This window comes from Collinsella aerofaciens (genome assembly GCF_040926185.1).
Lineage (GTDB): Bacteria > Actinomycetota > Coriobacteriia > Coriobacteriales > Coriobacteriaceae > Collinsella > Collinsella aerofaciens_BC.
Genome location: NZ_JBCOIQ010000001.1, coordinates 130,432 through 156,268 on the forward strand (window position 1 = coordinate 130,432; position 25,837 = coordinate 156,268).

At 60.4% G+C, this 25,837-nt stretch carries 21 protein-coding genes and 5 tRNA genes; 4 read left to right on the forward strand and 22 right to left on the reverse strand.

Going from position 1 to position 25,837, the window contains the following annotated elements; all coding sequences use genetic code 11:
• Positions 1–11: 11 nt before the first annotated feature.
• From rplA to AB5750_RS00665, 11 genes are all read right to left on the reverse strand, one after another.
• Positions 12–719, reverse strand: coding sequence for a 50S ribosomal protein L1 (gene rplA, locus AB5750_RS00615; protein WP_022093892.1), 708 nt, complete (start codon positions 717–719; stop codon positions 12–14).
• Positions 720–836: 117 nt separating this feature from the next.
• The gene (rplK, locus tag AB5750_RS00620; protein ID WP_022093893.1) at positions 837–1,265 is read right to left on the reverse strand and encodes a 50S ribosomal protein L11; all 429 of its coding nucleotides are present in this window, start codon (positions 1,263–1,265) and stop codon (positions 837–839) included.
• Positions 1,266–1,385: 120 nt separating this feature from the next.
• Positions 1,386–1,922 carry a transcription termination/antitermination protein NusG gene (gene nusG, locus AB5750_RS00625; RefSeq protein WP_006234984.1) on the reverse strand — a complete coding sequence of 179 codons (537 nt, stop codon included), beginning with the start codon at positions 1,920–1,922 and terminating at the stop codon, positions 1,386–1,388.
• Between the two features lie 3 nt (positions 1,923–1,925).
• Positions 1,926–2,264 carry a preprotein translocase subunit SecE gene (gene secE / locus AB5750_RS00630; protein WP_055285218.1) on the reverse strand — a complete coding sequence of 113 codons (339 nt, stop codon included), beginning with the start codon at positions 2,262–2,264 and terminating at the stop codon, positions 1,926–1,928.
• A 76-nt stretch (positions 2,265–2,340) separates the two neighbouring features.
• Positions 2,341–2,416: transfer RNA gene (locus AB5750_RS00635), tRNA-Trp, on the reverse strand.
• Positions 2,417–2,429: 13 nt separating this feature from the next.
• Complete coding sequence (gene rpmG / locus AB5750_RS00640; RefSeq protein WP_022093895.1) at positions 2,430–2,579, reverse strand: 50S ribosomal protein L33; 150 nt, start codon at positions 2,577–2,579, stop codon at positions 2,430–2,432.
• 279 nt (positions 2,580–2,858) lie between these two features.
• Positions 2,859–4,049 (reverse strand): elongation factor Tu, encoded by a 1,191-nt coding sequence (tuf, locus tag AB5750_RS00645; protein ID WP_035137538.1) that lies wholly within the window; start codon positions 4,047–4,049, stop codon positions 2,859–2,861.
• A 96-nt stretch (positions 4,050–4,145) separates the two neighbouring features.
• Positions 4,146–4,222: transfer RNA gene (locus AB5750_RS00650), tRNA-Met, on the reverse strand.
• 3 nt (positions 4,223–4,225) lie between these two features.
• Positions 4,226–4,301, reverse strand: a tRNA-Thr gene (locus AB5750_RS00655).
• A 10-nt stretch (positions 4,302–4,311) separates the two neighbouring features.
• Positions 4,312–4,393 (reverse strand) — tRNA-Tyr (locus tag AB5750_RS00660).
• An 813-nt stretch (positions 4,394–5,206) separates the two neighbouring features.
• Positions 5,207–5,281, reverse strand: a tRNA-Thr gene (locus AB5750_RS00665).
• A 224-nt stretch (positions 5,282–5,505) separates the two neighbouring features.
• Here AB5750_RS00665 and AB5750_RS00670 point away from each other — a divergent pair.
• Positions 5,506–6,846 (forward strand): DNA-binding protein, encoded by a 1,341-nt coding sequence (locus tag AB5750_RS00670; RefSeq protein WP_368145059.1) that lies wholly within the window; start codon positions 5,506–5,508, stop codon positions 6,844–6,846.
• A 27-nt stretch (positions 6,847–6,873) separates the two neighbouring features.
• On the opposite strand, the gene AB5750_RS00675 is transcribed toward AB5750_RS00670, so the two are convergent.
• The 6 genes from AB5750_RS00675 to disA form a co-directional block, all read right to left on the reverse strand.
• Complete coding sequence (locus AB5750_RS00675; RefSeq protein ID WP_055285223.1) at positions 6,874–7,551, reverse strand: NYN domain-containing protein; 678 nt, start codon at positions 7,549–7,551, stop codon at positions 6,874–6,876.
• A gap of 3 nt (positions 7,552–7,554) precedes the next feature.
• Positions 7,555–8,475, reverse strand: coding sequence for a 23S rRNA (guanosine(2251)-2'-O)-methyltransferase RlmB (gene rlmB / locus AB5750_RS00680; RefSeq protein WP_368145060.1), 921 nt, complete (start codon positions 8,473–8,475; stop codon positions 7,555–7,557).
• A 143-nt stretch (positions 8,476–8,618) separates the two neighbouring features.
• Positions 8,619–10,085: a cysteine--tRNA ligase gene (cysS, locus tag AB5750_RS00685; RefSeq protein ID WP_368145062.1), complete on the reverse strand. Its 1,467-nt coding sequence runs from the start codon at positions 10,083–10,085 to the stop codon at positions 8,619–8,621.
• A gap of 3 nt (positions 10,086–10,088) precedes the next feature.
• Positions 10,089–10,583, reverse strand: coding sequence for a 2-C-methyl-D-erythritol 2,4-cyclodiphosphate synthase (gene ispF, locus AB5750_RS00690; protein WP_006234975.1), 495 nt, complete (start codon positions 10,581–10,583; stop codon positions 10,089–10,091).
• Positions 10,573–11,301 carry a 2-C-methyl-D-erythritol 4-phosphate cytidylyltransferase gene (gene ispD, locus AB5750_RS00695; protein ID WP_118385096.1) on the reverse strand — a complete coding sequence of 243 codons (729 nt, stop codon included), beginning with the start codon at positions 11,299–11,301 and terminating at the stop codon, positions 10,573–10,575. Before ispD ends, ispF begins: the two co-directional genes overlap by 11 nt.
• Complete coding sequence (gene disA / locus AB5750_RS00700; protein ID WP_438266007.1) at positions 11,301–12,341, reverse strand: DNA integrity scanning diadenylate cyclase DisA; 1,041 nt, start codon at positions 12,339–12,341, stop codon at positions 11,301–11,303. Before disA ends, ispD begins: the two co-directional genes overlap by 1 nt.
• A gap of 248 nt (positions 12,342–12,589) precedes the next feature.
• Here disA and AB5750_RS00705 point away from each other — a divergent pair, with 248 nt between their 5' ends.
• From AB5750_RS00705 to AB5750_RS00715, 3 genes are all read left to right on the forward strand, one after another.
• A complete protein-coding gene (locus AB5750_RS00705) occupies positions 12,590–13,168 on the forward strand; it encodes a manganese efflux pump MntP (RefSeq protein ID WP_368145065.1) in 579 nt (192 codons plus the stop codon).
• Positions 13,169–13,287: 119 nt separating this feature from the next.
• Entirely contained in the window at positions 13,288–13,755 is a 468-nt protein-coding gene (locus AB5750_RS00710; protein ID WP_349071266.1) for a helix-turn-helix domain-containing protein, read from the forward strand.
• Positions 13,756–13,758: 3 nt separating this feature from the next.
• The gene (locus AB5750_RS00715) at positions 13,759–15,063 is read left to right on the forward strand and encodes a type II toxin-antitoxin system HipA family toxin (protein WP_368145066.1); all 1,305 of its coding nucleotides are present in this window, start codon (positions 13,759–13,761) and stop codon (positions 15,061–15,063) included.
• Between the two features lie 127 nt (positions 15,064–15,190).
• On the opposite strand, the gene AB5750_RS00720 is transcribed toward AB5750_RS00715, so the two are convergent.
• The 5 genes from AB5750_RS00720 to AB5750_RS00740 all read right to left on the reverse strand — a co-directional run bounded on the left by AB5750_RS00720 (position 15,191) and on the right by AB5750_RS00740 (position 25,634).
• A complete protein-coding gene (locus AB5750_RS00720) occupies positions 15,191–16,648 on the reverse strand; it encodes an aminoacyl-histidine dipeptidase (protein ID WP_195232412.1) in 1,458 nt (485 codons plus the stop codon).
• A 214-nt stretch (positions 16,649–16,862) separates the two neighbouring features.
• Positions 16,863–19,499: an ATP-dependent Clp protease ATP-binding subunit gene (locus tag AB5750_RS00725; protein WP_368145068.1), complete on the reverse strand. Its 2,637-nt coding sequence runs from the start codon at positions 19,497–19,499 to the stop codon at positions 16,863–16,865.
• A 192-nt stretch (positions 19,500–19,691) separates the two neighbouring features.
• Positions 19,692–20,381, reverse strand: coding sequence for a TetR/AcrR family transcriptional regulator (locus AB5750_RS00730; RefSeq protein ID WP_055309426.1), 690 nt, complete (start codon positions 20,379–20,381; stop codon positions 19,692–19,694).
• Positions 20,365–24,804 carry an acyl-CoA dehydratase activase gene (locus AB5750_RS00735; protein ID WP_368145070.1) on the reverse strand — a complete coding sequence of 1,480 codons (4,440 nt, stop codon included), beginning with the start codon at positions 24,802–24,804 and terminating at the stop codon, positions 20,365–20,367. The genes AB5750_RS00730 and AB5750_RS00735 overlap by 17 nt, the downstream gene beginning before the upstream one ends.
• A gap of 281 nt (positions 24,805–25,085) precedes the next feature.
• On the reverse strand, positions 25,086–25,634 hold the full coding sequence (locus tag AB5750_RS00740) for a DUF2798 domain-containing protein (RefSeq protein ID WP_022094319.1): 549 nt from the start codon (positions 25,632–25,634) through the stop codon (positions 25,086–25,088).
• Between the last annotated feature and the right edge of the window lie 203 nt (positions 25,635–25,837).

Here is a 25,837-nt window from a genome sequence, read left to right on the forward strand (position 1 = left end):
GTAACTAGCAGTTACTCAGCCAGGAAGTCACGCTGGACAGCGGGATCGACCTTGACGCCAGGGCCCATGGTGGAAGACACGGAGATGGACTTGACGTACTTGCCCTTAGCAGAAGAGGGCTTGACGCGCAGAATCTCGGTGTACAGGGCAGCGTAGTTCTCGACGAGCTGCTGCTCAGAGAAGGACTTCTTGCCCAGGGGCACGTGGCAGATGCCGTAGCGGTCGGCGCGGTACTCAACGCGGCCAGCCTTGAGCTCGGAGACCATCTTGGCGACGTCCATGGTCACGGTGCCGAGCTTGGGGTTCGGCATGAGGCCACGGGGACCAAGGATCTTACCGATGCGGCCAACCTTGGCCATCATGTTCGGCGTAGCGATAGCGGCGTCGAAGTTGATCTCGCCCTTCTGGATCTGGGCGACGAGCTCGTCGGAACCGATGATGTCGGCGCCGGCAGCCTCAGCCTCGCGGGCCTTCTCGCCCTCGGCGAAGACGGCAACACGAACGGTCTTGCCGGTGCCGTGGGGCAGGGAGATGGAACCACGGATGTTCTGGTCAGCCTTACGAGTATCGATGCCCAGACGGAAGTGGGCCTCGACGGTCTCGTCGAACTTGGCGGTGTCGAGCTCCTTGATGAGCTTGGCAGCCTGAAGGGGGGTGTAGAGCGTGGCGCGGTCGATCTTCTCGGCAGCGGCGTTATAGCTCTTACCATGCTTAGCCATGTGCATTACCTCCTGTGGTTAAACGGGCGTGAGCCCTCCCACATCGTATCGTGTGCCCTATTGCACACATTTAACGGGCGCCCCGCTCGGAGCACCCGTCGTTACCATAAGAAATCGCTACTCAGCGATGGTGACGCCCATGGAACGGGCGGTACCGGCGATGATCTTCTTGGCGGCGTCAATGTCGTTGGCATTGAGGTCCGGCATCTTGATCTCGGCGATCTTGGTGAGCTGCTCCTGGGAGAGCTGACCAACCTTGTCGGCCTGGGGCTTAGCGGAACCAGACTTGAGGTTCAGCTCCTTCTTGATGAGGTGAGCCGCCGGCGGGGTCTTGGTGATGAAGGAGAAGGACTTATCCTCGTAGACAGAGATCTCAACGGGGATGATGTCGCCCTTCTTGTCCTGCGTCTCGGCGTTAAAGGCCTGGCAGAACTGCATGATGTTCACGCCAGCAGCGCCCAGGGCGGGGCCGACGGGAGGAGCGGGGTTAGCTGCACCAGCAGGAATCTGGAGCTTAATGACGTTGGCAACCTTCTTCTCAGCCATGGTCATTCCTTTCGAATCACGAGTGTGAAGTACTTGCTATATCGTAAGCACGCACGTGTTAGAAGCACTCCTGAGATGAGCAGTCACAGAAGAAGCACGCTCGCGCGAACGGACGAAAACTTAAGCGATGACAGCGACCTGGTTAAAGTCGAGCTCGACCGGCGTCTCGCGGCCAAAGATCATCAGCGTGACCTTGAGCTTGCCAGCCTCGGTGTTAACCTCGGAGACCTTGCCATCAAAGTCGGTAAGCGGGCCATCGGTGACGCGGACGGACGTGCCGACCTGAATATCAACCGAGGTGCGCTTGGGCGAATCGCCCTTACCGGGACGACGAGTCATCTTGTTGTACTCGTCGCGGGAAAGCGGAGCGGGCTTGCCGTTGCCGCCTAGGAAACCGGTGACGCCGGGCGTGTTGCGAACACACGTCCAAGCATCGTCATCCATCTCCATGCGGACCAGGACATAACCCGGGAAAATCTTGGAATCCTTGGTCTCGCGCTTGCCGCCCTCTTTAATCTCGGTGACGCGCTCCATAGGAATCTCGATATCAAAGATACGGTCCTGCATGCCCATGGTCTCGATACGATGCTCGAGATCGGACTTTACGCGGTTCTCGTATCCGGAGTAAGTGTGAACGACGTACCAACGCTTAGACATGGTTTAGCCCCTCAATCCAGAGAACAGAGCAAGAGCCTCGCCAAAGCCAGCATCGAGCAGAGCGATGACGACGCCGACGACGACCAGAGAAGCGCAAACGACGACCGAGTAGTTCACGAGCTCCTTCTTATCGGGCCACGTGACACGCTTCATCTCGGACTTGACCGAAGCGAAATACTTCTTGGTGCGGGCGAAGAAACCAGGCTTCTCGTTCTTCTTGGACTTCGCAGCCTTCTCGTTCTTCTTGGCAACGGCCTTCTTGGCCTCAACCTTGGAGTTGGCGGCAGCTTTGTTGGCAGGTGCCGGCTGCTGAGCCTTCTTCTTGTTCTTCTTGTTGGCCATTTGGGTTACCTCCGCGCAATGCGCTTATACATGAGTAAACCGTAAGCCCCCAAGTGGGAGCTTACGGAATAATGACTGGCACGCCAGGAAGGACTCGAACCCTCAACACTCGGTTTTGGAGACCGATGCTCTACCAATTGAACTACTGGCGTATGTGACTAGAGACTAGCGAGTCTCTTTGTGCAGCGTGTGGTGACGGCACCAGGGGCAATACTTCTTGATCTCCATACGATCAGGCATGGTCGACTTGTTCTTGGTGGTCGTATAGTTGCGGCGCTTGCACTCAGTGCACGCAAGAGTAACTAGAGTACGCATGTATCCTGAACCTTTCATTTCCGCCCCGTACGGGCACGAGTTGTTACTTTATCAGCTCCACGTAAGTGCTGTCAATGAAAACCTCGAGTCAATTGGTTCTCGGTGGATCCATTCATATTTGGAACACATCAATGAAGCCATCGAGATCTAATCGACGGTGCATCCAGGACCATTATCGATCCTCTCGACACCAGCAACGGCTCAATATCCATTGCAGAAAAGAACCCGGCACCCATATAAGTGCCGGGTTCTCTAAGTCAGCTATATCAAAGAGCTAATTTACTCAATGATCGTGGAGACGATGCCCGAACCGACGGTGTGGCCACCCTCGCGGATAGCGAAGCGCAGGCCCTCCTCCATGGCGATCGGGTGGATGAGGTCGCCCTCGATGGTGATGTGGTCACCAGGCATAGCCATCTCGGTGCCCTCGGGGAGCTTGACCGTACCGGTAACGTCGGTGGTACGGAAGTAGAACTGAGGACGATAACCATCGAAGAACGGGGTGTGACGGCCGCCCTCCTCCTTGGTCAGAACGTAGATCTCGCCGGTGAACTTGGTGTGCGGGGTAACCGAACCGGGCTTGCAGAGAACCTGGCCGCGCTCGATGTCCTCGCGCTTGATGCCGCGGAGCAGCAGACCGACGTTGTCGCCAGCCTCGCAGAAGTCCATGGACTTACGGAACATCTCGATACCGGTAACGACGGTGTTCTGGGTATCCTTGATGCCGACGATCTCGACGGGCTCGTTGAGCTTGAGCTCACCGCGCTCGACACGGCCGGTAGCAACGGTACCACGGCCGGAGATGGTCATAACGTCCTCAACGGCCATCAGGAACGGGAGGTCGTTGTTACGAGCAGGCGTCGGGATGTACTCGTCGACGGCCTTCATGAGCTCGCGAATGGCGTCCATCCACTTGGCGTCGCCCTCGAGAGCGCCCAGAGCGGAACCACGGATGACGGGGATGTCGTCGCCGGGGAAATCGTACTCGGAGAGGAGCTCACGGGTCTCCATCTCGACGAGGTCGATGAGCTCGTCATCGTCGACCATGTCGCACTTGTTCAGGAAGACGACGATGTAGGGAACGCCGACCTGACGGGCGAGCAGGATGTGCTCGCGGGTCTGAGCCATGGGGCCGTCGGTAGCGGCGATGACCAGGATAGCGCCGTCCATCTGAGCAGCACCGGAGATCATGTTCTTGACGTAGTCAGCGTGGCCCGGGCAGTCAACGTGAGCGTAGTGACGGGCAGCGGTCTCGTACTCGACGTGGGAGACGGAGATCGTAATGCCGCGCTCGCGCTCCTCGGGAGCCTTGTCGATGTTCTCGAACGCAGTGAAGTCAGCCTTGCAGCCCTCGGTCTCGGAGAGAACCTTGGTGATGGCGGCGGTCAGCGTGGTCTTGCCGTGGTCGACGTGACCAATGGTGCCGATGTTAACATGCGGCTTAGTGCGCTCAAACTTCTCTTTGGCCATAAAGCCCTCCTCTTAACAGGTCGTCCCCGGACGGGACTTTGCCTTTATACCATAGTGGCCTCTCAACATACTATTGAGAAGCCACCGTGTTACCTATGGTAGCGGTGACTGGATTCGAACCAGTGACGCCACGGGTATGAACCGTGTGCTCTAACCAACTGAGCTACACCGCCGGATGGAGCCTGCAACCAGACTTGAACTGGTGACCTCTTCGTTACCAACGAAGTGCTCTACCGACTGAGCTATACAGGCACTTGACGGGTGGGAGCTATAGGATTCGAACCTATGTAGGCAGAGCCAACGGGTTTACAGCCCGTCCCCATTAACCACTCGGGCAAACTCCCAATCGTTCAAGTATCCGCAGGATCTTTGGTCTTTTGGACCGCTGCCCCCGCGAACGAAAAAGATAATACGATGCAACCTTGGGGGCTGTCAACGAAAACCTCTAGATACACGGTTCCGGGCGTATCTATATACCTTTGACCTGCTGTTTTGTTGAGTTGGGATATGAGGGACGGTGGTTTTGGATACTGAGGTGACGTTTCCCAAGGTAACACTTTGCTGTAGTGGAGTACACCTTCAGTATCGAACTTCGATACCAGCTTATTTGCACCTATATATAGGTCGAGATCGGGGCTGCCCAGACAGAAGATTGCTCTTCCCAGGCAAAATCGAGCGTGGATTTTCTTCCGTTTGAAATCGAGCGTGGATAATCTCCCACTTTGCCGTGCCATCGAATCCAAAGTGGCAGATTATCCACGCTCATTCACTAGGCGGAAGATTTTCCACGCTCGTGTGTCCGATAATCCACGCTCGATGACGATGACCAACCTCGCCCCGGCCTATGTCTCGACCTGTAACAGTAAGAGAGTTATTCCTCCCCTATCTGTTACAGATCGAGATGTTTCGCAGAAACCCCCGCTTACGTCTCATTCTGTAACAGTAAGAACGGTTTTCAGCCTCTTCGTGTTACGGATCGAGATGTTATCGGCCTTCCCTTGGCAATGTTTCGATCTGTAACTATAAGGAGGGTCTTCAGCCCACTCGTGTTACGGATCGAGACAAACCTGAAGCTTGGTTGGCGCCAAACACGCTGACTTATCGACATAAATAGAAACGGGCCCTGTCCCACAAGGAAACAGAGCCCGAAACTCTCATGGAGCCAGTGACAGGAATCGAACCTGCAACCCACTGATTACAAATCAGTTGCGCTACCGTTGCGCCACACTGGCACACTTGGCGCTTTCACGCGAAGCGAGTTAAGAATAAAGGAATTGCGGACGGGGCGCAACAGGCCGCACGGCGTTATACAAATATGCAAAATCCAGCAACAACGCGTACCAGGCCCGTTCATTTCTGTCAGTGCGCCCTCAATCTTAAAACCATTCGCCAGAACGAATAGTTTTAATTACAATTGCTATATATAAAACTATTCGTTCTGGCGAAGGGTTTCGCGATGCTTACTACCAAAGAAGCCGCCGAGCTGCTCGGCATCACTCCGCGCAGGGTGCAGGAGCTCATAAAAAACGGAGCACTTGAGGCCCGCAAGGCTTCTGGTGTATGGCTCATCGACAAAGACAGCGTCGACACGCGACTCCGCTCTGTGACCAAAACGGGGGGACGTCCCCGCCGCGGCCACGGTAAGAGCGAGATCGCGTTCACCCTCATGAACCGCACGTACGAAGTCGCTCAGCTGGTCTACAGTACATCGCGAAAAGACTTTACCCACATCGGTGCCGACATCGATTACGCCCACGCCCCTATTGGAGTATTTGGCCCTAATAGCCCCATATCGCTAGACTCCTTCCGCATCTGGTGGCGCGGCCGCGGTATCCCGCTCGCACGCATTGGGCTAGCCTCCCTGCTTGCAGAAGCCGCAGTCGATGTTCCCGATGAACTCGTACAGCGAAATCTTGGCCTCTCCTTATCCGACCAGTATTGGATTAGGCCCCAAGACTCCGGTCTCGCGTGGGAAGATATCAATTTCTTCAATAATGCTTTTGACGACGTCTCTCTCAGCATCGCGCCCTTTGCCCCAGAGGGAAAAGCGGCTGCCGCAAAGCCCGACAACACCTCGGACGGCAATCTTCAAAAGTACTGGACATGCGAGGATGACCGTCGAATCCTCCACAAGGCAGGTGCGCATCTAAACCAGGAACCTTATAACGAGCTGGTGGCGACTGCACTTCACCGTCGCATCCTAAACGCTTGCGATTATGTACCCTATTCGCTCGAAGGCGCGGGTACTTCCGCCTTGAGCACATGCGATGTCTTCTTAACTGATGAAGAAGAGTATGTCCCTGCGTTCTATGTAAACCAGCATGCAAATGCAGACGAGCGACTAACCGATTACGAACGGTATGTAGTAAACTGCGAGGAGCTTGGAGCGACAGATATAAAAAGCGCCCTTGACCGCATGATCGTATGTGACGACATTATTGCCAACTACGATCGTCATTGGCGCAACTTCGGCCTCGTGCGAAACGTCAACTCACTAGTCTGCAGACCAGCCCCCATCTTCGATTCGGGCTCATCGCTCTGGTGCAACATATCTCTAGATGAGCTTAGGGCAGGAGAGCACAGTTTTGCCAGCGCGCAGTTCCATTCAAGTCCCGCGAAACAAATGTTGCTTGTTGAGGATATGAACTGGTTTGACGGGGACAAACTCGAAGGTTTTGTCGACGAGGCAATCGAGATTCTGTCTAAAAACGATGCCCTAGCAGCGAGACTGCCTTATCTAAAAGAGGCGCTAACGTGGCGCCTCGAAAGAATGATCGACATCGCTGAATGGAGTTAGCGAGGCAGCATTGCCCCGCCAACTCCCCTACCTCCCGCGCAGGGCCTTGAGCTTGGCCAGCGCCTCGGGGCTCAGGCGGCTGCCCAAGGTCATCTTGATCTGCGGAGCTTCCTCTGCCTCGTGAACGTCGTTATCGATCTGTTTGATCTCGTCCACCAGCATACGGCTCGAGATGCGCGTGACGCCCTTGCCCATGACGACAGCCTGGATCGTGCCGTCGCTCGATACCACGGAGCACGCGCGGCCTTCCTCGCGTGCCTCGATGCAGAGCTTTTGCACCACGGTATCAGCCGATACGCCCGTCGGCGAAAACTCGATACGCACGCCGCGAGCAGGCAGATTGGGGCGCTCGCTGGAGATATTGCCCGCGCCGTCAAACACGATTACGGCCTCGTACCGACCTTGGGCAAACGCGGCAACGTCGTTGATGAGCGCGGTGCGCGCCATATCGTGAACGTCGCTGGAATACGGATCGTCGGAATGGTCGTACACGAGCTTTTCGTAGCGCGGCGTGCAGTGGATCACGTTGTAACCGTCGACCACCAGCAGCTCAGGCTTGTTGGAGTGTACCGTCGAGACTGGGTCGGCGATAGCCTGCGCAAACGCATTGCCGCCCACGCCGTAGGTCGCGGCCGAAACAATAGGCTTGGCCGAGCCCTCGCCAAAGCGCTTGGCCTTGGACTTGGCGCGGTTCTTCTTGGACATGCGCTACTCCTCCCCCATGAGCTCGCCGGCATTGCGGCGCAGCCACTCAAAGCACAGAGCGGTGGTCGCCTGGGCCACGTTGAGACTCTCGGTCATGCCGCGCTGGGGAAGCTTGGTCAAAAAGTCGCATTTCTCGAGCACCAGACGCGAGATGCCGTCGCCCTCGGAACCCATGACGAGCGCCACGCGACCCTCGAAGGGAGCATCCCAGCAACTGCCTTCGGCGTGCTCGGAGGCGCCGCCCACCCAAAAGCCGGCGGCCTTGAGGTCATCGAGCGCACGGGCGATATTGGGAACCTGCGCGATGGGCAGGTGCATGACGGCGCCGGCAGAAGTCTTGTAGCTGCCGACGGTCACACCGGCGGCGCGCTTGTTGGCAATGATGACGCCCGCCGCGCCCACGACCTCGGCGGAGCGCACGATGGCACCAAAGTTGCCGTCGTCGGTCACATGGTCGAGCACGACAACGAGCGCCGGACCGTCGCCCGCACGGTCGAGGATATCGGCAACATCGGCATAGGGGAAGTTGCCAACCTCGAGCGCAATGCCCTGGTGAGCGCCATGGCTCGACAGCGCATCGAGCTGCGCGCGCGGCACATACTTAATGCGGACGCCTGCAGCGTTGAGGTCGTCGACCAGGCGCGACAAGGCGGCATCGCGCTCCCCGCCCTCAGCGATGAGCGCGCACTTGACGGGAAAGCCGGTACGCAGCGCCTCGGCGGCAGCACGGCGACCTTCAATAAACTCGCCCTTGGGGGCCTGAACGTTGTCGCGGTTGCGATCTCGCTGCGGACGCGCAGCCTGGGCTTGGGAGCGCTCGCGCTGGCCCTTGGAAGTGGCAGCGCGATCGTTGCGGCGAATAGGACGCGAGCCAGAAGCAGCCTGCTTGCCTCCACGCGGTGCACGCTTGCGATTGTCGGCCATAAAGCGGCCTCCTTAAATAGATAACGAACAAGAATCGGCCGTCCGAGCCACGGCACCTTGCCTTTCAATCGTCGGGCATGACCACTAGGTCTATGCCCTCCTCTTTCAAGGCAATCTACCGCACCTCGAACGGTCGACAAATACTAGAGACTCTTAATACGAGTACCCGCGGCGGTATCCTCGATCGTCAGGCCCAGGTCTTTAAGCTGGTCGCGGATGGCGTCGGCCAGATTCCAGTTCTTGGCGGCGCGGGCCTCGGCGCGGGCCTCGAGAATCTTGGCAGCGGCCTCGTCCACGTCGTCACCCGTATAGGCGACCAAACCGGCGGCAACGCCCAGCAGGCCCAGCGGCAGCTCGACCTTGGGCTCGGGGAGCTCAACGCCAAGCGTATCGAGCAGCTCGGCCAGCGTGTCGGCGGCAGCCAAGGCAGCGGCCTTGCCGGCAGCGTCGCCCGCCTGCTCCAGATACTGGTTGCACTCGGTGACAAAGCCAAAGACGGCACCCATGGCACCAGCGGTGTTAAAGTCGTCGTCCATGCACTCCTTAAAGGCGGCACGGGTCTCGGCGGCCTTGTCGGCAAACGCCTCGGATGCTGCCTCATCGGCGTCGGCCGTTGCGTGATTCGCGGCCCAGCGCAGGTTCTCGACCGTACCGGCGATACGCGTGAGCGAATTCTCGGCACCCTCCAGGCGCTCCCAAGAAAAGTCGAGCGGCGAGCGATAGCTCGTCTGCAGCATCAGCAGGCGCAGGGCGGCAGCGGAGTGCTGCTCGAGCACCTCGGCCAGCGTAAAGAAGTTGCCGAGCGACTTGGACATCTTCTCGCCGTCTACCAGCAGCATGCCCGTGTGCATCCAGGTGTTGGAGAAGCCCTGGTGCCAGGCGCAGGTGGCCTGGGCGCACTCGTTCTCGTGATGCGGGAAGGCAAGGTCGGAGCCACCGCCGTGGATGTCAATCGGGGTGCCCAGGTAGCGGTGCACCATGGCGGCGCACTCGGTGTGCCAACCGGGACGGCCCTCGCCCCAGGGGCTCGGCCAGCTGGGCTCGCCGGGCTTGGCGGCCTTCCACAGGGCAAAGTCGAGCGGGTCGTTCTTGTCCTCGTTCTCCTCGATGCGCGCGCCAACCATAAGGTCGTCGATGTTGCGGCCCGAAACCTGGCCATAGTTGGGATCGCTGCGCACGGCAAAGTACACATCGCCGTTATCGGCTGCGTAAGCGTGGCCCTGCTCGATAAGCGTCTTGATCATGGCGATCATGGGGCCGATCTCCTTGGTGGCGCGGGGGCGCACATCGGGATCGAGCACGTTGGCGGCGCGCATGACGCCGATGAACTTGTCGGAAAACTCCGTCGCGACCTCGGCAGCCGTACGGCCCTGCTCGTTGGCGCGATTGATGATCTTGTCATCGACATCGGTGAGGTTCTGGGCGAACGTGACCTCGTAGCCGCTCGCGATGAGCCAGCGTCGAATCACATCGAAGCTGATGAACGTGCGGGCATTGCCGATGTGGATGTTGTCGTAGACCGTGGGGCCGCACACGTACATGCGGACCTTGCCGGACTCGATGGGCTGGAACTCTTCCTTTTTATGGGTAGCGCTGTTGTAGATACGCATTCGTTACTCCTTAACGGTTTTCTGTAGCAGGCAGACGGCCCAGGCGCCGATTCCCTCGCCTTGGCCTTCCCAACCGAGCTTTTCGGTCGTGGTGGCGGCGACGCCCACATTTTCGACGTCAACGCCCAGGGCATGGGCAAGGTTGGCGCGCATGGCATCGCGGTGCGGGGTGATTTTGGGTTGCTGACAGGCAATGGTGCAATCGGCATCGACAAACTCAAAGCCCAGCTCGCGCGCATAGTCCATCACGCGAGCGAGCAACACCATCGAATCGGCACCCTCGTAGGCGGGATCGGTGTCGGGGAATAGCTTGCCGATGTCTCCCCCGCGGCAGGCGCCCAGAATGGCGTCGGCCAAGGCGTGTGCGAGTACGTCGGCATCCGAGTGGCCCAGCAGGCCGCGCTCGTAGGGAATGTCGACCCCGCCGATGATACATCGACGCCCCTCCACCAAACGGTGGACGTCGTAGCCGTGGCCAATGCGCAGGTTACTGAACATGGGGAAGGTCCTCTCCCTCGGCCATGCGGCCAAGCAGAATCGCGGTTACGGGACGCAGGTCCTCGGGCACCGTCACCTTAAGGTTATCGCGCGGGCTCTGGACACAGCGGACGCGCCCGCCCATGCGCTCGACCAGCGATGAATCGTCGGTACCGATAAAGCCCTCGACGATAGCTGCGGTGTGGGCGCGCTTCATGGCGTCGACGCTAAAGATCTGCGGCGTCTGTGCAGCCCAATAGAGCTCGCGCGGCGGCGTCTCAACGATATTATCGCCGTCGACGATTTTGAGCGTGTCGATCGCGGGCTGACCGCACACGACACCGTCGAGCGAGCGGTCGCCCACAAGCACGTCGATAGCGTGATCGATGGCCTCGGTGGTAATGAGCGGACGAGCGCCGTCGTGAATGGCGACATATTCGAAACCCGCCGGAACCGCATGCACGCCGGCGCGGGTGGAATCCTGACGGGTATCGCCGGCATCGGCAAAGCTGATGGGCGTGTCATAGTCAAACGGGTCGATGGCCAGGCGGCGCATCTCGGCACGGCGCTCGGCAGGGCAAACCACGACGATGTGGCCGACCTTGTCGCTACGATCGAACGCGCGGATGGACCAGCTCATGAGCGGACGGCCCGCCACGTTAACGAGCTGCTTGCCGCCGGGATTTCCAAAGCGCTGGCCGCTGCCGCCGGCAACGACCACGGCGCATACGGGCGCCATTATGCGTTCCCCTGTTTGGTGCCCTTCATGCGGTACAGGGAGTCCGCAAGAATGGCAGGGTTGTTAACGCCAAAGTCGCCCAGGCGCTCCGGATCCTCGCTGATGTCGTCCATGAGCTCCTGCAGCGAGCCGTACTCGTCGACGATCTTCTCGGCCACGCCGTCGCGCACGACGGACACGCGCGAAAGCGTGCGCAGGCCCAGCGGCGTCATGACGGAGTCCTCGTCCAGGTCGTCATAGCCCAGAACCGCCGCCACATGCTGTGGGTCGGACAGGTCCTTAGGCGTCATGCGAGCAAGCTTGGCGCGAATCTTCTCGGCGTTTGCCTCGGAGGAATCGCTCGCGTAGTCGCGAATCATCAGGTCGTACTCGGTATCCATGCTGGAGCCGGCGAGCTGCTCGAGCTGCATCTGCACGAGCTTGCCCTGGTTGCCCAGCTTGACGATGCAATCCTTAAGCTCGGTCTTTGCCTGCTGCATGATCTCGAAGCTCGAGAAAATACCGGTAATGTCGGCGAGCGTAACGTAGTCGTCGAGCTCGAGGGCCGTCAGGCGCAGCAGGGAGCGATCGAGCGACTGACGGGTGGTCTGGAGCGTGGCGACGAGCTGGTTGACCGAGCTCATGATAGTGGTGACGGGCTGGATCTCGTAGCTCTTGCCGTGAACGTACACGTTGACGACGGCACGACGGGCCGAGACCGAGATCACGATGGCATCGGTGAGCACCGACATGCGAGCGGCAGTGCGGTGACGCATGCCCGTCTCGCTCGTGGCAAGCGAGGGATCGGGATTGAGGTGGAAGTTGGCGCGCAGGATCTGGGTGAGGTCGCCGTCGATGACGATGGCGCCATCCATCTTGGAGAGCTCGAACAGACGGTTCGAGGTGAACGAAATGTTGAGCGGGAAGCCGTCGTTACCGGCGGCGAGCACGTTTTCAGTGTCGCCGACGCAGATAAGAGCACCCAGGTGACCGGCAATGATCATGTCGAGGGCGGTGCGGATCGGCTGACCAGGTGCCGTCAGGCGGATGGCCTGTTCCATACGCTTTTGCAGCTCGTTCTTATCCAAGGCATCGCTCCCATCGTATACGCTCCATAAACGCTAAATAGTTTCTCACGGTTTGTCCCCGCAACGCTTGCGAAATCCGATGCTTACAGAATGAGCGAACACCGCTTAGGTAGCTCATTTGGGACGGGGCTCTTTTAGCTGCTCATGTGGTAGCATCGGGTTTCATATAAATGAGGGAGTAGTCGTGTAATCGGGTTCGCCCGCAGAGAGGGAGCCAGACTATGGGACTCGCAGAGCTCGTGTTGCTCGCCGTTGGCCTTTCGATGGACGCCTTTGCCGTTTCCATCTGCAAGGGCCTCGGCATGAAAAAGATCAACCTTAAGGTCGCCGTAGTGCTCGGCCTGTTCTTTGGCGGCTTTCAGGCCGGCATGCCCGTAATCGGATGGGCGCTCGGCAGTCAATTCATGGGCATCATCGGACCCATCGACCACTGGATCGCTTTTATCCTTTTGGCCTTTATCGGCGGCAAAATGCTGTGGGAGGCCTTTACCGAGGACGAGGATGAAGGCGACGGCAAGGATGCCGAAAAGATTGACCTGGTCGAGTACCTGATCCTCGCTATCGCCACCTCAATCGACGCCCTAGCCGTGGGCATCTCATTTGCCGCGCTCTCGGTCGACATCGTGCCCGTTGTATCGCTTATCGGCGTCACAACGTTTATCTTCTCCGTCGCCGGCGTGGCGATTGGCCACACCTTTGGCGCGCGCTACGAAAAGCCCGCCACCATCGTGGGTGGCGTCGTGCTCATCCTTATCGGCCTCAAGATCCTGCTGGAACACTTGGGTTTTTTGGTGCTGTAAAACACCCTTCAAAACTAAACGTCCGTATGAGGTCTCATGCAGAGTTTTGCATGGGCCTTTTCATGCAGACTTTTGCATGTCATACTAGGATGCAAAAGTCTGCACGTTAGGAGATTGCCATGGATACCCTTCCCATCACCACGCCGCGTCAAGCCGGCATCTACGTGCGTCAGGCGCGCGAGGCGCAGGGGATCACCCGTGCCGCCCTCGCTAAAAAAGCCGGTGTTTCGGAACGCCTGCTCGCATCGCTCGAGCTGGGAGATGCCACGGGCATTCGGCTCGACAAGCTGCTGGCAGTTTTCGGTGCTCTTGGACTGGCGCTCGCCGCTCAAGGGGATATAGGCGAAACGAAAAATGAGCAACCAGTCGACGCCCCGCATGCTGATCAACCTTGCAGCACCTCCAGACGCCATCACGCCCAACGTCTTCATCATCGCAACCGTCGCAGCACAACCATTCCGGCTCTTGCAGATGCCCCCTTTACATCCGCACTCTACGACGAGGTCTTCGCCGATTTCGCCATGTCCAATCTCGGAGTCTCGATTGCCACAAACGCATCTAGCCAAACCATGCCCGAAGGGAAATAGCCAATGGCCAGAACATCACTTCGGACCATTATTTGCGGCGTGCCTGCTGGAACGCTCACGCAAGATGAGAACGGTCTTATCAGCTTTACCTACGATCATGACTATGACGGGCCAGCCCTATCGACCAACATACCCGTATCGAATCGCACATACGGACAACAGGTCATGAATCCGTACCTGTTTGGCCTTCTACCCGACAGCGAGGACCAACGAAAAGCGATTGCCGCCGAATTCGACGTTAGGCCCAACAATCCCGTTGCGTTGCTCAGCCATATCGGACTCGACTGTCCGGGCGGAGTGCAGTTTTGTGCCGAAGAAGATGCCGACGCCGTCCTGCATCGCGCTGGCGAATACCGCCCTATAGACGACCACGAAATTGCTCTTCGCCTCAAGTCGATCAGAGATGACCGCGATGCATCGTGGATGGGTCTAGATGAAAGTTGGTCACTTGGAGGCAACCAGGGCAAGTTCGCGCTCGCGTTCATAAACGACCGCTGGTGCGAATGCATGGGCTCCTCGCCCACGACGCATATTTTCAAAAATGGCGTTATCGGATTTAAACTCGAGGCTCTCAATGAGTTTGTCTGCATGAAAAGCGCCCAGCGCGCCGGCATCGCAACGGCAAACGTCGAATATCGTATGTTTGAGGACGAACCTGCCCTCATTGTTGAGCGCTATGACCGCGTGAAAGTCAAAGACGGAACGATCAGGCGCCTACATCAAGAAGACCTCTGTCAGGCACTTGGGGTGATGCCCGCCCAAAAGTACACGGCAGACGGCGGCCCGACCACACGCGACATTCAAGAGCTCCTCGTAAATACGAGCCACCATCAACTTAACCTGTATCTGTTTACGCAGATACTTTTCTTTAACGCCATCATCGGCGCACCGGATGCGCACGCGAAAAACTATTCCCTGCTCCTTGGAAACGACGGCGCAGCCATGATGGCTCGAATGTACGATGTCGCGTCGGGTTTGGCGTATGAGCGCATGCGCCGCCGGGCGCGCCTTGCCATGAGCGTTGGCGGCGAAAATCGTGTGGGGTGCATCGGTCCAGGCGCTATCCGCCGATACCACGGTATGGGCGACCCCACGCTGGAGGCGACGCTCACCGATGCCGGGCTATCCGAGAAGTTTTGCTTTGCGACCATGATGGACCTCGCCTACGAGGTACCCATTTGCATGGAAGAGGTCATGGACGAATACGCCGACCTGCCCAGCATGGCGGACCTGCGCGAGCATATGCTCGGCCCCGTCCGCGAAAACTGCCAGCGCGCCCTCGACCTCATCAGGGCAGAAATGGACTAGGTGGCCGTAATTTCGCAATTATCAAACAAAAGAGAGGGGGCACCCGTCGCAAAAGACCGGATGCCCCCTCTCATAATGTCATTTGCAATCCGCTAGCACGTGACTCGGACTGCTGCTAGCGCAACCTTTACGCAGCGAGGCGCTTGAGGACGTCGATGAGCAGCTCGTAGAAGCGCTCGGCAGAAGCGAGCTCCATGCTCTCGTCCGGGGTATGGACATCGGAGAGCGTCGGGCCCACGGCGATGGCGTCCAGGCCGTGCAGAGCCTCGGCAAACAGGCCGCACTCAAGGCCGGCGTGAATGGACTCGATGCGCAGCTCGGAGCCAAAGAGCTCTCGATAGCTCTCGACAAAGACTTCGCGGACCGGCGAATGCTCGGCATAGCTCCAGCCGGGATACTCAAACTCAAACTTGGCGTCGAAGCCCAGGACATCGGCCAGCGTCTGCAGACGGTCCTTGAACTCGTTCTGCAGCGAGGTGATCGAAGAGCGCGGGGACAGCATAATCTTGACCTCGTCATCGGAGGTGGCGACCACGCCGATGTTGGAGGAAACCTCGACGGAGCCGTCGGTGGCGACGTTGCGGCGAATCACGCCGTTAGGGGCAAGGCGCAGGGCGCGGATGAGGGCAAGCGCGGACTTCTGGTCCATGGCCTCAACCTCGGCGTCGTCGGCAATCTCGACGGTGCAAGTAAAGCCGGGGTCGAAGACCTCGAGCTCGGCAGTGACGTCGGCGATGATGCCCTTTGCGATCTGGGCCGCGGCCTCGGCGGCAGCGTGGTCGGCGTAGACCAGAACAGCCTTGCACTCACGGTTGATGGCGTTGTCCTTGGTGCCGCCGTTAAAGCTAACGATGGCGGGCTCGCCGGCAACCATCAGGCGGTCGATGATGCGGGCCATGATGAGGTTGCCGTTGCCGCGCTCCAGGTTGATATCGCTGCCGGAGTGGCCGCCCAGCAGGCCGGAGATGTCGAGCGTGAGGGTGCTACCGGTCTTGTGCTCGCGCGCGATCGGGCAGGTGTAGGTAACGACGACGCCGCCGGCACAGCTGACGGTGGCAACGCCCTCTTCCTCGGAGTCAAGGTTGATCATGGTGCGGGCGCTAATCTGGGACTTGTCGAGCGTCTCGGCGCCGACCAGGCCAGTCTCCTCGTCGGTGGTGAACACGCACTCGAGGGCCGGATGGGTAATCGAATCGTCGTTGAGCACGGTAAGCATAAGCGCGACGGCAATACCGTTGTCGGCGCCCAGAGTGGTGCCGTTAGCGGTGAGGACGCCGTCCTTGACGACCAGGTCGATACCATCGGTCGTAAAGTCGTGCTCAACGGAGCCCAACTTGTCGCACACCATATCGATGTGGCCCTGCAGCATCACGGTCGGGGCATTCTCGGCACCGGCAGATGCGGGCTTGCGAATGATGACGTTGTAGACCTCGTCCTGGTACACATCGAGACCGCGCTCCTTGGCAAACGCAACCAGGAAATCGCTGATGCCCTTCTCGTTGCCAGACCCACGGGGGATCGCGCTGACCTCCTCAAAGAAATGGAACAGCTGGGCGGGCTCGTAGCCGGTAATCTTGTAGTCCATGGTGCCTCCTTGGCGCAACTGGTTAGACAGTAAGACATGCGCCTTGTATATTCCCAGACTTTGCGTGCATAAACCAGTCGAAAACGCCGAGCGCCCCCGCATCATCGGCTAACGGTGGACCGTATAGCGCAACAGTCACAACTTCCGCAGCTCTACAAATCGAGGCGCCCTTTCCGGAGCGCCTCGATTGCGCGTATCAAATTGTCGCCACGCCCTACAGCGCGCCGGAACCGGCTTGCATCATGCCGCCGGGGCCCGAACTCACGCCGCCTCCTACAGGAGCAGCGTTTCCGGTATGCGGCGCCGCCGGAGCGGTATCGCCCCCGAGTGCACCCGCCGGACGCGGCGCCGGAATCTCACCCGTGCCGTGGCTAAAGACAAACTTGCCGTCGGCCACGTCGCACAGGACGGTATCGCCCTCGCCCCACTCGCCAGCCAGCAGTTCCTCGGACAGCGGATCCTCGATGAGCTTTTGGATGGCACGACGCAGCGGACGTGCGCCGTTGGTGAGGTCGGTACCCTCCGCCACAATCTTGTCGTAGGCCGCATCGGTAAGCTTGATGTTCATGCCGTTTGCGATCAGGCGCTGGCGCAGATCATCCACCAGCAGGTGCGCAATCTTGGTCAGGTTCTCGCCCGAGAGCTTCTGGAACACCACGATGTCGTCGATACGGTTGAGCAGCTCGGGGCGGAACAGGCGCTTGAGCTCGGCCATCGCGCGGCCGCGGATCTCACTCGAGGTGAGGCCCTGCTCGCCGGTGGTGCCAAAGCCAACGCTCGCATCCTGCGCGATCTCGCGGGCGCCCACGTTTGACGTCATGATGATCACCGTATTGCGGAAGTCGACCGTCTTGCCCTGGCTATCGGTCAGACGGCCCTCCTCCAACACCTGCAGCAGGATATTGAAGATGTCGGGGTGCGCCTTCTCGATCTCGTCGAACAGCACGACCGAGTACGGGTGACGGCGAACAGCCTTGGTGAGCTGGCCGCCCTCGTCGTGGCCCACATAGCCCGGGGGGCTACCGATGAGCTTGGAGACCTCGAACTCACTGCCAAACTCCGACATATCGAAGCTGATGAGCGCGTCCTTGCTGCCAAAGAGATACTCGGCGAGCGTCTTGGCGAGCTCGGTTTTGCCCGTGCCGGTGGGGCCCAGGAAGATAAAGCTGCCGCCGGGGCGACGCGGGTCCTTGAGCGGCGAGCGGCTGCGGCGCACGGCCTTGGCAACGGCCTCGACGGCCTCGTCCTGACCGATGATGCGCGTCTTGAGCACGCTTTCGGCCTGCAGCAGGCGGCGGCTCTCGCTCTCGGTGAGCGAGGACACCGGCACGCCAGAGGTCACGGACACGATGTCGGCAATCTGGGAGACATCGATGGTGAGCGGGCTGGCGTCGAGCTCGGCCGTCCAGGCAGCCTTGGCCTCGGCGAGCTCAATCTCGGCAGCCTTTTGCTGCTCGGTGATCTCGGCGGCCTTGTTCATGTCGTCGCTCTCGGTGGCCTCCTGCGCGGCGGCCTTAAGCTCCTCCACGCGATGCTCGGCCTCGCGCACCGGCTCGGGCGCGCGGTTGGCGGCGATGCGGGCGCGGGCGCCGGCCTCGTCAATGAGGTCGATGGCCTTATCGGGCAGGAAGCGATCCTGGATGTAGCGGTCGGAGAGGTTCGCGGCGGCCTCGATAGCACCCTGCGTATAGCGCACATGGTGGTGCTCCTCGTAGCGCGGCTTGAGCGCGGTCAGGATCTTGACCGTGTCCTCGACGCTCGGCTCCTCGACATCGATGGTCTGGAAGCGACGCTCGAAGGCCGGGTCCTTGGTGAGGTACTTGCGGAATTCCTCGGCCGTGGTGGCGCCGATAATCTGGAAGGCACCGCGCGCGAGCACGGGCTTGAGCATGGAGCTCGCGTCGATGGAGCCCTCGGCAGAGCCGGCACCGATGATGGTGTGCATCTCGTCAATAAACAGGATGACATCGTCAGCTTCGGTGGCCTCCTGGATCACGTTCTTGAGGCGCTCCTCAAACTCACCGCGATACTTGGCGCCCGCAACGAGGCCCGGCAGGTCGAGCGTCCAGATGTTCTGGTTCATAAGGTTCTCGGGCACGTTGCCAGCTGCAATCTGCTGAGCCAGACCCTCGACGATGGCCGTCTTGCCCACGCCGGGGTCGCCCAAGATAAGCGGATTGTTCTTGGTGCGACGCGAAAGGATCTCCATCATACGCTGGACTTCCTTTTCGCGACCAATTACAGGGTCGAGCTCGCCGTCGCGCGCCTTCTGCGTAAGGTTGGTGGCGAACTGCTTAAGCGTATCGGTGCCGCTCCCCTTTTGCTGCGACGCGTCCGAGCCGCTAAAGAACGGCAGGCCCGCACCGGGACGCCCGGCGCCGGCGAGCGGACGCTTCTTGTCCTGGTCCCTGGCGGTAAGTATCTCGATAGCCTTTTTGATGGAGGCGGACGACACACCCAGGCGCATGAGGATGTCCATGGCCATGCCGTTACCCTCTTCGACGATGCCAATCAGCAAGTGCTCGGTCGACACGTAGGTCTGGTTGTTCTCACGTGCCACGCGGAAGGAGCGCTCCATCACGCTAATGACGAGCGGCGTAAAGGCAAGCTTGGCAGCCTCGGTCTCCTCGCTGGGCTCGGGAACCGTGGTCTGGACCTCCTTGAGGGTGTCCATGATGTCGTCGTAGGAGATATCAAGCGAGCGCAGCGCCTCGGCAGCGATGCCCTCGTCCTCCTTGGCGAGTGCGAGCAGCAGGTGCTCGGTGCCCACCTTATTTGAGTGCAGATCGAGCGCCTCCTGTTTGGCCATCGACATGACCTTGCGCGCTCGATCGGTAAATCTATCTAACATGCTCGTTTCCTTACATGAGTTCATCGAAATCAAAACGCCCGCCCGTCGGCGGCGCTTTTGTCTCTTTACCCACAGGTTGTCTATGTTAACAGCTGGAGGAATATCTATAAACCCGGCTCACATGAATGCAGGTTATGACCGCATCGCGGGACTCACCGCGCGATGCGCGACAGGCGCCCCGCAAGAGAAACCCTAGGCGTCTTTCACCACGTCGGGACTCGTCGCACGCGATGCGCGATAGGCATCGGCCTCCTTGGAGACGCGTTCGAGCAGCTCGGATGTATCGACGCCCTCGACTTGCGCGACCGTTTCCACCGTCTGCATGGCGACCGCCCTCAGGTACGCGCACGCGCTGTCCCCCGGCTGCTCGAGGTCTATCTCCTCGCCGCCCTCCCGGGCAAAGCCGACCGCCATCACAAAGCCCATGATGCCCGAGACCAGAAAGCCCACCGCAAAGCTCGAATCTGCCTTGAGCTCTTCTCCGTCGGGGTGGACGATCTCTCTCACGCGGTCGATGATGATCGTATGGATGCCCTGCACGACCTGCTCGGCGGCACCCGCCCTCATGGTGATGACGATGCGCCGCAGCAGGCAGCGGACGTCGCGCCGGTCGAACGCCGAAAGGTCGCCCTCGCTCGAAAAATGCCAGAGGGCATCGGTGATGAGCTCGTTATCCTGCAGCAGCTGGGCTATGGCGATGGCGACGAGTTCATCGAAATCGTGAAAATAGTAGTAAAACGTTCCGCGATTGCACTGGGCGGCGCGGGTCACCTCGCCAACCGACAGCTCGAAGATGCTGTTGTTCTCGATGAGCTCCCAAAACGCCTCGATGATACGGGTGCGTGCATCGGGCGCATCGGCGTCCTTACGCGGTCTCGCCATGCGCCTCACCGCACCCCTGCGCCTTGGCGTTCATGATGAGCATCTGAAGACGGTTCTCCACGTTGGCGAAGCTCACGTCGGGATCGTAGTCGAGCGGCAGGAACTGCGCCGTGGGATACTGCTCCTTGAGCGCATGGATGAGCCCGCGCCCCACGACATGGTTGGGCAGACACCCGAACGGCTGCAGGATCACGAAGTTGCGGCAGCCGCGCTTGGCGTGCTCGAGAATCTCCGCCGGAATCAGCACGCCCTCGCCCGCATCGAACGTATGGTGCAGGATCTTATCGCTCGCGCGCACGAGCTCGGGCATGCGCGTCGGCGGCTCGTAGAGCGGGCTCGCCGCGCCCAGGCGGTCGCAACGGTCGTGCGCGAGCTCGAACAGGTTGTCCGCCGTGGCGTACCAGGCCTTTTCGGGCAGCGACAGGTCGACGTGGAACTCGCGCGACTGCGCATGCTTGTAGAAATAGGTCTTGCGGATCACGTCGGTCATGCGCGCCTCGATGACCTCGAGCCCGTTGTCCTCGAGGTAGCGCTCGATCTCGTGGTTGGCGCCGAGATGGAAATTGAGCAGGTACTCGCCCACGATGAGAACGGTCGGATGCGGGTTCGAGCGGTCGTACGGAACGGCGTCCATGATCGCAAGCGCGCGTTTGAAGCCCGTCGCCTGGCCTCTCAGCCCGGAGCGCTCCATGCCCTCGATAACCTCATCGAGCGCGCGGTCGAACGCAGCGTCCGCCGCGCCCTTCTCGAGCTCGTAGGGACGGATGCGCCTAAGCATGGCCTCGAGGGCATCGATCATGGGAAGACCGTAGGCGATCTGGATGCTCGGGCCAAGGCCGAGCTTGAAGCCCGGATGCGCATTGTGGGCATCGACGTCGTCGTTGGTGAGCACCGGGACATAGTCGTATCCCGCGTCGTCGAGCGCGCGGCGCAGCAGGGGCATGTAGTGCGTCAGGCGGCAGTCGCCGATATACTTGCCAGTCACCACGGCGACGTCGTGCGGGTCGTACTTACCGCTCTCGAGTGCCGCGAGCGCCTCGCCGATCACGATTTGCGCGGGGAAGCAGATGTCGTTGTGCACATAGCGTTTGCCCAGGCGGATGGCATCCTCGCGCCCGATATCAAGGGCCTCGGCGCGCACGCCTTGATTGCGCATCGCCGCGGTCATGAGCCTGCAGAACGCATGGGAGGTGTTGGGGACCAGCGCGATCTTGTCGTGCCGGTCGCGCTTGGTGTACTTGACCTTATACGGGTCGTCGAGCGGATGGACCGCGTGCACCCGGGCGCCCTCGGCACGCTCCTCCGCGCGACGACGGTTGACCGACTCGATAAACGAACGCACGCGAATGCCCATGGGACCGGCGACGTCGCTCTCATCGAGCTTGATCATCATCGGAACCTTGGAGCCCATCTCGCCCATCATGCGCGCGATCTCGTCGGTGAGATACGCATCGTGGCCGCAGCCGAAGCTGCCCATCTGCACGAGCTCGAGCTCGGGCGTCGATGCGACGATGACCGCGCACGACAGCATGCGCGCATGGTAGTTGTTCACGATGTCGATGCGGCTGTTGGAAAGATCGACGTTGCAGACCCCCGGCACCGCATCGGGCGTCAGCACGGGGATGCCGCGCTCAGAGAAGAGCTTGGGCAGCCCGTGGTTGACCAGCGGGTCGTTGTGGTACGGGCGCGAAGCGATCACCACCGCGTAGCCGCCGTCCTCGTGCACGTTCTCGAGCACCTGCCTGCCGCGCAGCTGCAGCTGGTTCTCAAACGTCTCCTGCGCGCGGTCCGCCTGCTCGGTCGCCTTGGCAACCAGGTCGGCATCGATATCGAAGGTCTCCTTGCACCACGCCTTGAGCTGGCGGTTTCGGTCGCCCTCGTCGTACCAGTGGAACAGCGGCGTATCGAACGGAACGCCGAAACGCTCCTCCGGGTTATCGGAATTGCGCATCACGTAGGGGTATCCCTTTACGACGGCGCACATCCACTCGCTGGTAGAGGCGGTGTTTTCGGTGGGCACCGTCGTGATGATGGGCATGAAGATGCGGTCGACGCCGGCGTCGACGAGATTGCGGATGTGCCCGTGGACGAGCTTGGCCGGGAAGCACACGGTGTCGGATGTGACGTGCGCCAGACCGCGCTCGCACATCGCCTTGGTGCTGCGCCCCGAGACGCGCACCTTAAAGCCGAGCGTGCTGAAGAACGTCGACCAGAACGGCATGGTGTCCCAGAACTCGAGCACACGGGGAATGCCGATCGTGACATCGCGCCCCCCGCTGACGGGAACCGTGGGGTACGACTCGAACAGCAGCTTCTCGCGGTCGACAAAGAGATTGGGGGCAGCCGCGGTCCGGTCGCGCCCCGTGCCGGGTGCCTGTGCCTCGCAAGCACCCTGCGGACGCAGCTCCTCCGCCGCGGGAACCTCGCGCACGAGCTCATCCCATGAGATGGCGCCGCCGCGCGGGCAGCGATTGCCCGTGACGTAAAGCGAGCCGTCGCCAAATGCCACGACCGCGCGCTGGCAGCGGTTGTTGCACCGACGGCAGGTAACGCCGCCGAACTCGCGATGCTCGAAGCGCTCCACGGCATCGAGCCCGATAAACGACGTGCCGGCGTCGCCCTTGCGGCATTCCTCGCGCGCGAGCAGGGCGATACCGATAGCGCCCATCAGCCCCGGGTGGGGCGCACGCGTGACGGGTTTGCCCAGATACTGCTCGAATGCGCGCAGCACCGCGTCGTTTCGGAACGTGCCGCCCTGGACGACGACTTTGTCGCCCAGACGGTTGAGATTTGAAACGCGAATGACCTTGGTGAACACGTTCTCGATAATCGAACGGCAGAGACCGGCCATGATGTCGCCCGGACCCTTACCGCGCCGCTGCTCGGAAACGACGCTGCTGTTCATGAACACCGTGCAGCGGCTGCCGAGAACGGCGGGGGCTTTGGACGAAAATGCCTCGGTCGCGATATCCTCAACGGCTATTCCGAGGTTTTTGGCAAAACCCTCGAGGAACGAGCCGCAGCCCGCAGAGCACGCCTCGTTGACGACGATATCGGTCAGCACGCCGTGGTTGAGCCAGATGGCCTTCATATCCTGTCCGCCGATGTCGAGCACGAAGGTCGCATCGGGAACGCATGCGCACGCGGCGCGGGCGTGCGCGACCGTCTCGACCGTATGGTAGTCGGCGTGGAACGCGCGCGCGAAAAGCTCCTCGCCGTATCCCGTGGTGCCCACGGCATCGATCGCAAGCGTGACTCCCGCTGTCTCCCAGCGGTTCTTCAAGCTGACAAGACCCTGTTGGGCGACGTCGAGCGGTCTGCCGTTATTAGACGCGTAGAACGAATCGACAAGCTCACCCGCCTCATCGACCAGGGCGAACTTGGTCGTCGTGCTCCCCGAATCGATACCGAGCGCCACACGCACCGTCTCTCCGGGCGCATACGCATCCGGACCCTTTGCCGGCGTCTCTTTGCCATGGCGTGCCGTAAAATCCGCCTGCTCGGCAGGTGTGGCAAAAAAGGGCTGGGCAAGACGTCCCTCCCCGCTTGCGGGCGCGACCGTCTCGAGCTTATCCAGCCGGACAAAAGCGTCGGGAAGGTCGATCGGTCGGGACGATGCGAACATGTCGGTCAGCGACAGGGCGGCACCGCGCGCGACCATGATCTGCGGATCGCGCGGGACGATAACCTGATCGTCCGATAGATTCAGTTGCTCCCGGAACACGCGGACCAGTGTGGGGTTGTAGGCGAGCGTACCGCCCTCGAAGATTACCGGCGGCTCGATGTCGATACCCTGGGCCAGACCGCCGATCGTTTGGCGGGCGACCGCGTGAAGCGCCGAAAGCGCCAGGTCGGTGGTAGGAATGCCCTCGTTGAGCAGCGGCTGGATATCGGTCTTTGCGTACACGCCGCAGCGGCCCGAGACCTCGTGGACGGTCGTTCCCCGGCTTGCGAGCTGCTCGAACTCGCCCGATTCGGTGCCGACCCCCATGAGCTTTGCCATCTCGTCGATAAATGCACCGGTACCGCCTGCGCACGAGCCGTTCATGCGCATGTCGGCAACCTCGATGTCTCCCTTATCGTTGGTGCGGAAGAAGATCATCTTGGCGTCTTGGCCGCCCAGCTCGATGGCGCAGCGCGTCTGCGGATAGAACCTGCTGATCGCGAGCGCGTTGGCGACCACCTCCTGAACGTACGAGGCGCCCAGCACGGTCGCGATATCGCGCGCACCCGAGCCGGTCACCGCAACGCGCAGTGACTCATGGGGAAAGCGCTCGGCGAGCTCGCCGAGCATGGCGCGCACGCTCGCTGTCTGACACGCCCCGTGGCGGCGATATCCCCACCACGCCTCGGTCATATCCTCGTGCATCGCGTAAACTTTGGTCGTCGTCGACCCTACGTCCAGTCCTACTAGCAACGCCATAATGCTCCGTCTCTCGCATTTTTCCCGCTAGAGATATACCACTCTACGTAATACAACAGACTGTTGTATTTAAACTCCGTATAAAAAGCGGCTGCCGAAACGCTTCAGCAGCCGCCGAATGCACCAACAGATTGTTCTGCGCGCTAGCACGTCGGGCAACGGAGCAGCACGGGCCCTCCGGTCATGCGCACCGCTCACGCCCGCGATGTCGCCGAGAGAGCTATCCACGCTTAGGGCTCCAACCAAGCAAGTCGCCCGCGCTCAGCAGATCCCTAAGCGAGCTACTCGCACTCAGGAGCCATAGCCTGCTCCAAGAGCTCGGCATGCTCCTCCTCGAAAACCGTCCCCACAGGGAAGGCGCGACGGAAGACGAAGCGGGAAATCGGACCGGCTACCAAAAGGTTCCACGGCAGCGCCATCACAAAATTATGCGGGATGTTGATCATCCAGATCGCGGGCACGGAATACAGGTTCGCAAGGATGCCGCCGGGCATGTGCGTCAGACCCTCACAGGCACCGTACAGCGACATGATGATGACCATGGGAACGACCATGCAGGAGCTGACGGCGAGCGTCATGGCAAGTGGCGAGCTCTTGCCCGGCGTGACCAAGTACTTAAAGGCGAAACCCTTGGCGAGCGGGCTGGCGACGAACCAGTCGCAGCACATGGCAAAAATGTAGGCAACGGGGAAGCCGAGCCACGCAGTGGCAACGACCTCGCCGTTGATGGCCCCGTGCTGCAGGGCAACGTTGTAGATGCTCATCCAGAGCACCATGCAAAAGCACATGATAAAGGTGAACAGCAGGCTCTCTCGTTTGTTGATAGGCATAAAGGGCAGATTCCTCTCTGTGTTGTACCGCGGCGCCACGCAACAAAAACGGGCGGGCAAGATGGAGCTGTTGGAACTTCATCTCGCCCGCCCGTGGTACGCGCGTCTGCGACTACTTATGTGGTGGAACCAGCCTAGCACGAAACGCATGCGCTTCGTAAGCGTTGAGTTTATGAAGATGCAGGGCACCGATAATCCCCCGA

Coding starts and splice junctions, on each gene's coding strand:
- AB5750_RS00735 (WP_368145070.1), bottom strand. CDS start 24,804: ATGGCGTTGCTAGTAGGACTGGACGTAGGGTCGACGACGACCAAAGTT.
- AB5750_RS00720 (WP_195232412.1), bottom strand. CDS start 16,648: ATGGACTACAAGATTACCGGCTACGAGCCCGCCCAGCTGTTCCATTTC.
- rplK (WP_022093893.1), bottom strand. CDS start 1,265: ATGGCTGAGAAGAAGGTTGCCAACGTCATTAAGCTCCAGATTCCTGCT.
- secE (WP_055285218.1), bottom strand. CDS start 2,264: ATGGCCAACAAGAAGAACAAGAAGAAGGCTCAGCAGCCGGCACCTGCC.
- AB5750_RS00710 (WP_349071266.1), top strand. CDS start 13,288: ATGGATACCCTTCCCATCACCACGCCGCGTCAAGCCGGCATCTACGTG.
- AB5750_RS00725 (WP_368145068.1), bottom strand. CDS start 19,499: ATGTTAGATAGATTTACCGATCGAGCGCGCAAGGTCATGTCGATGGCC.
- rpmG (WP_022093895.1), bottom strand. CDS start 2,579: ATGCGTACTCTAGTTACTCTTGCGTGCACTGAGTGCAAGCGCCGCAAC.
- AB5750_RS00670 (WP_368145059.1), top strand. CDS start 5,506: ATGCTTACTACCAAAGAAGCCGCCGAGCTGCTCGGCATCACTCCGCGC.
- rplA (WP_022093892.1), bottom strand. CDS start 719: ATGGCTAAGCATGGTAAGAGCTATAACGCCGCTGCCGAGAAGATCGAC.
- AB5750_RS00715 (WP_368145066.1), top strand. CDS start 13,759: ATGGCCAGAACATCACTTCGGACCATTATTTGCGGCGTGCCTGCTGGA.
- cysS (WP_368145062.1), bottom strand. CDS start 10,085: ATGCGTATCTACAACAGCGCTACCCATAAAAAGGAAGAGTTCCAGCCC.
- AB5750_RS00705 (WP_368145065.1), top strand. CDS start 12,590: ATGGGACTCGCAGAGCTCGTGTTGCTCGCCGTTGGCCTTTCGATGGAC.
- disA (WP_438266007.1), bottom strand. CDS start 12,341: ATGGAACAGGCCATCCGCCTGACGGCACCTGGTCAGCCGATCCGCACC.
- tuf (WP_035137538.1), bottom strand. CDS start 4,049: ATGGCCAAAGAGAAGTTTGAGCGCACTAAGCCGCATGTTAACATCGGC.
- nusG (WP_006234984.1), bottom strand. CDS start 1,922: ATGTCTAAGCGTTGGTACGTCGTTCACACTTACTCCGGATACGAGAAC.
- AB5750_RS00675 (WP_055285223.1), bottom strand. CDS start 7,551: ATGTCCAAGAAGAACCGCGCCAAGTCCAAGGCCAAGCGCTTTGGCGAG.
- ispF (WP_006234975.1), bottom strand. CDS start 10,583: ATGTTCAGTAACCTGCGCATTGGCCACGGCTACGACGTCCACCGTTTG.
- AB5750_RS00740 (WP_022094319.1), bottom strand. CDS start 25,634: ATGCCTATCAACAAACGAGAGAGCCTGCTGTTCACCTTTATCATGTGC.
- ispD (WP_118385096.1), bottom strand. CDS start 11,301: ATGGCGCCCGTATGCGCCGTGGTCGTTGCCGGCGGCAGCGGCCAGCGC.
- AB5750_RS00730 (WP_055309426.1), bottom strand. CDS start 20,381: ATGGCGAGACCGCGTAAGGACGCCGATGCGCCCGATGCACGCACCCGT.
- rlmB (WP_368145060.1), bottom strand. CDS start 8,475: ATGGCCGACAATCGCAAGCGTGCACCGCGTGGAGGCAAGCAGGCTGCT.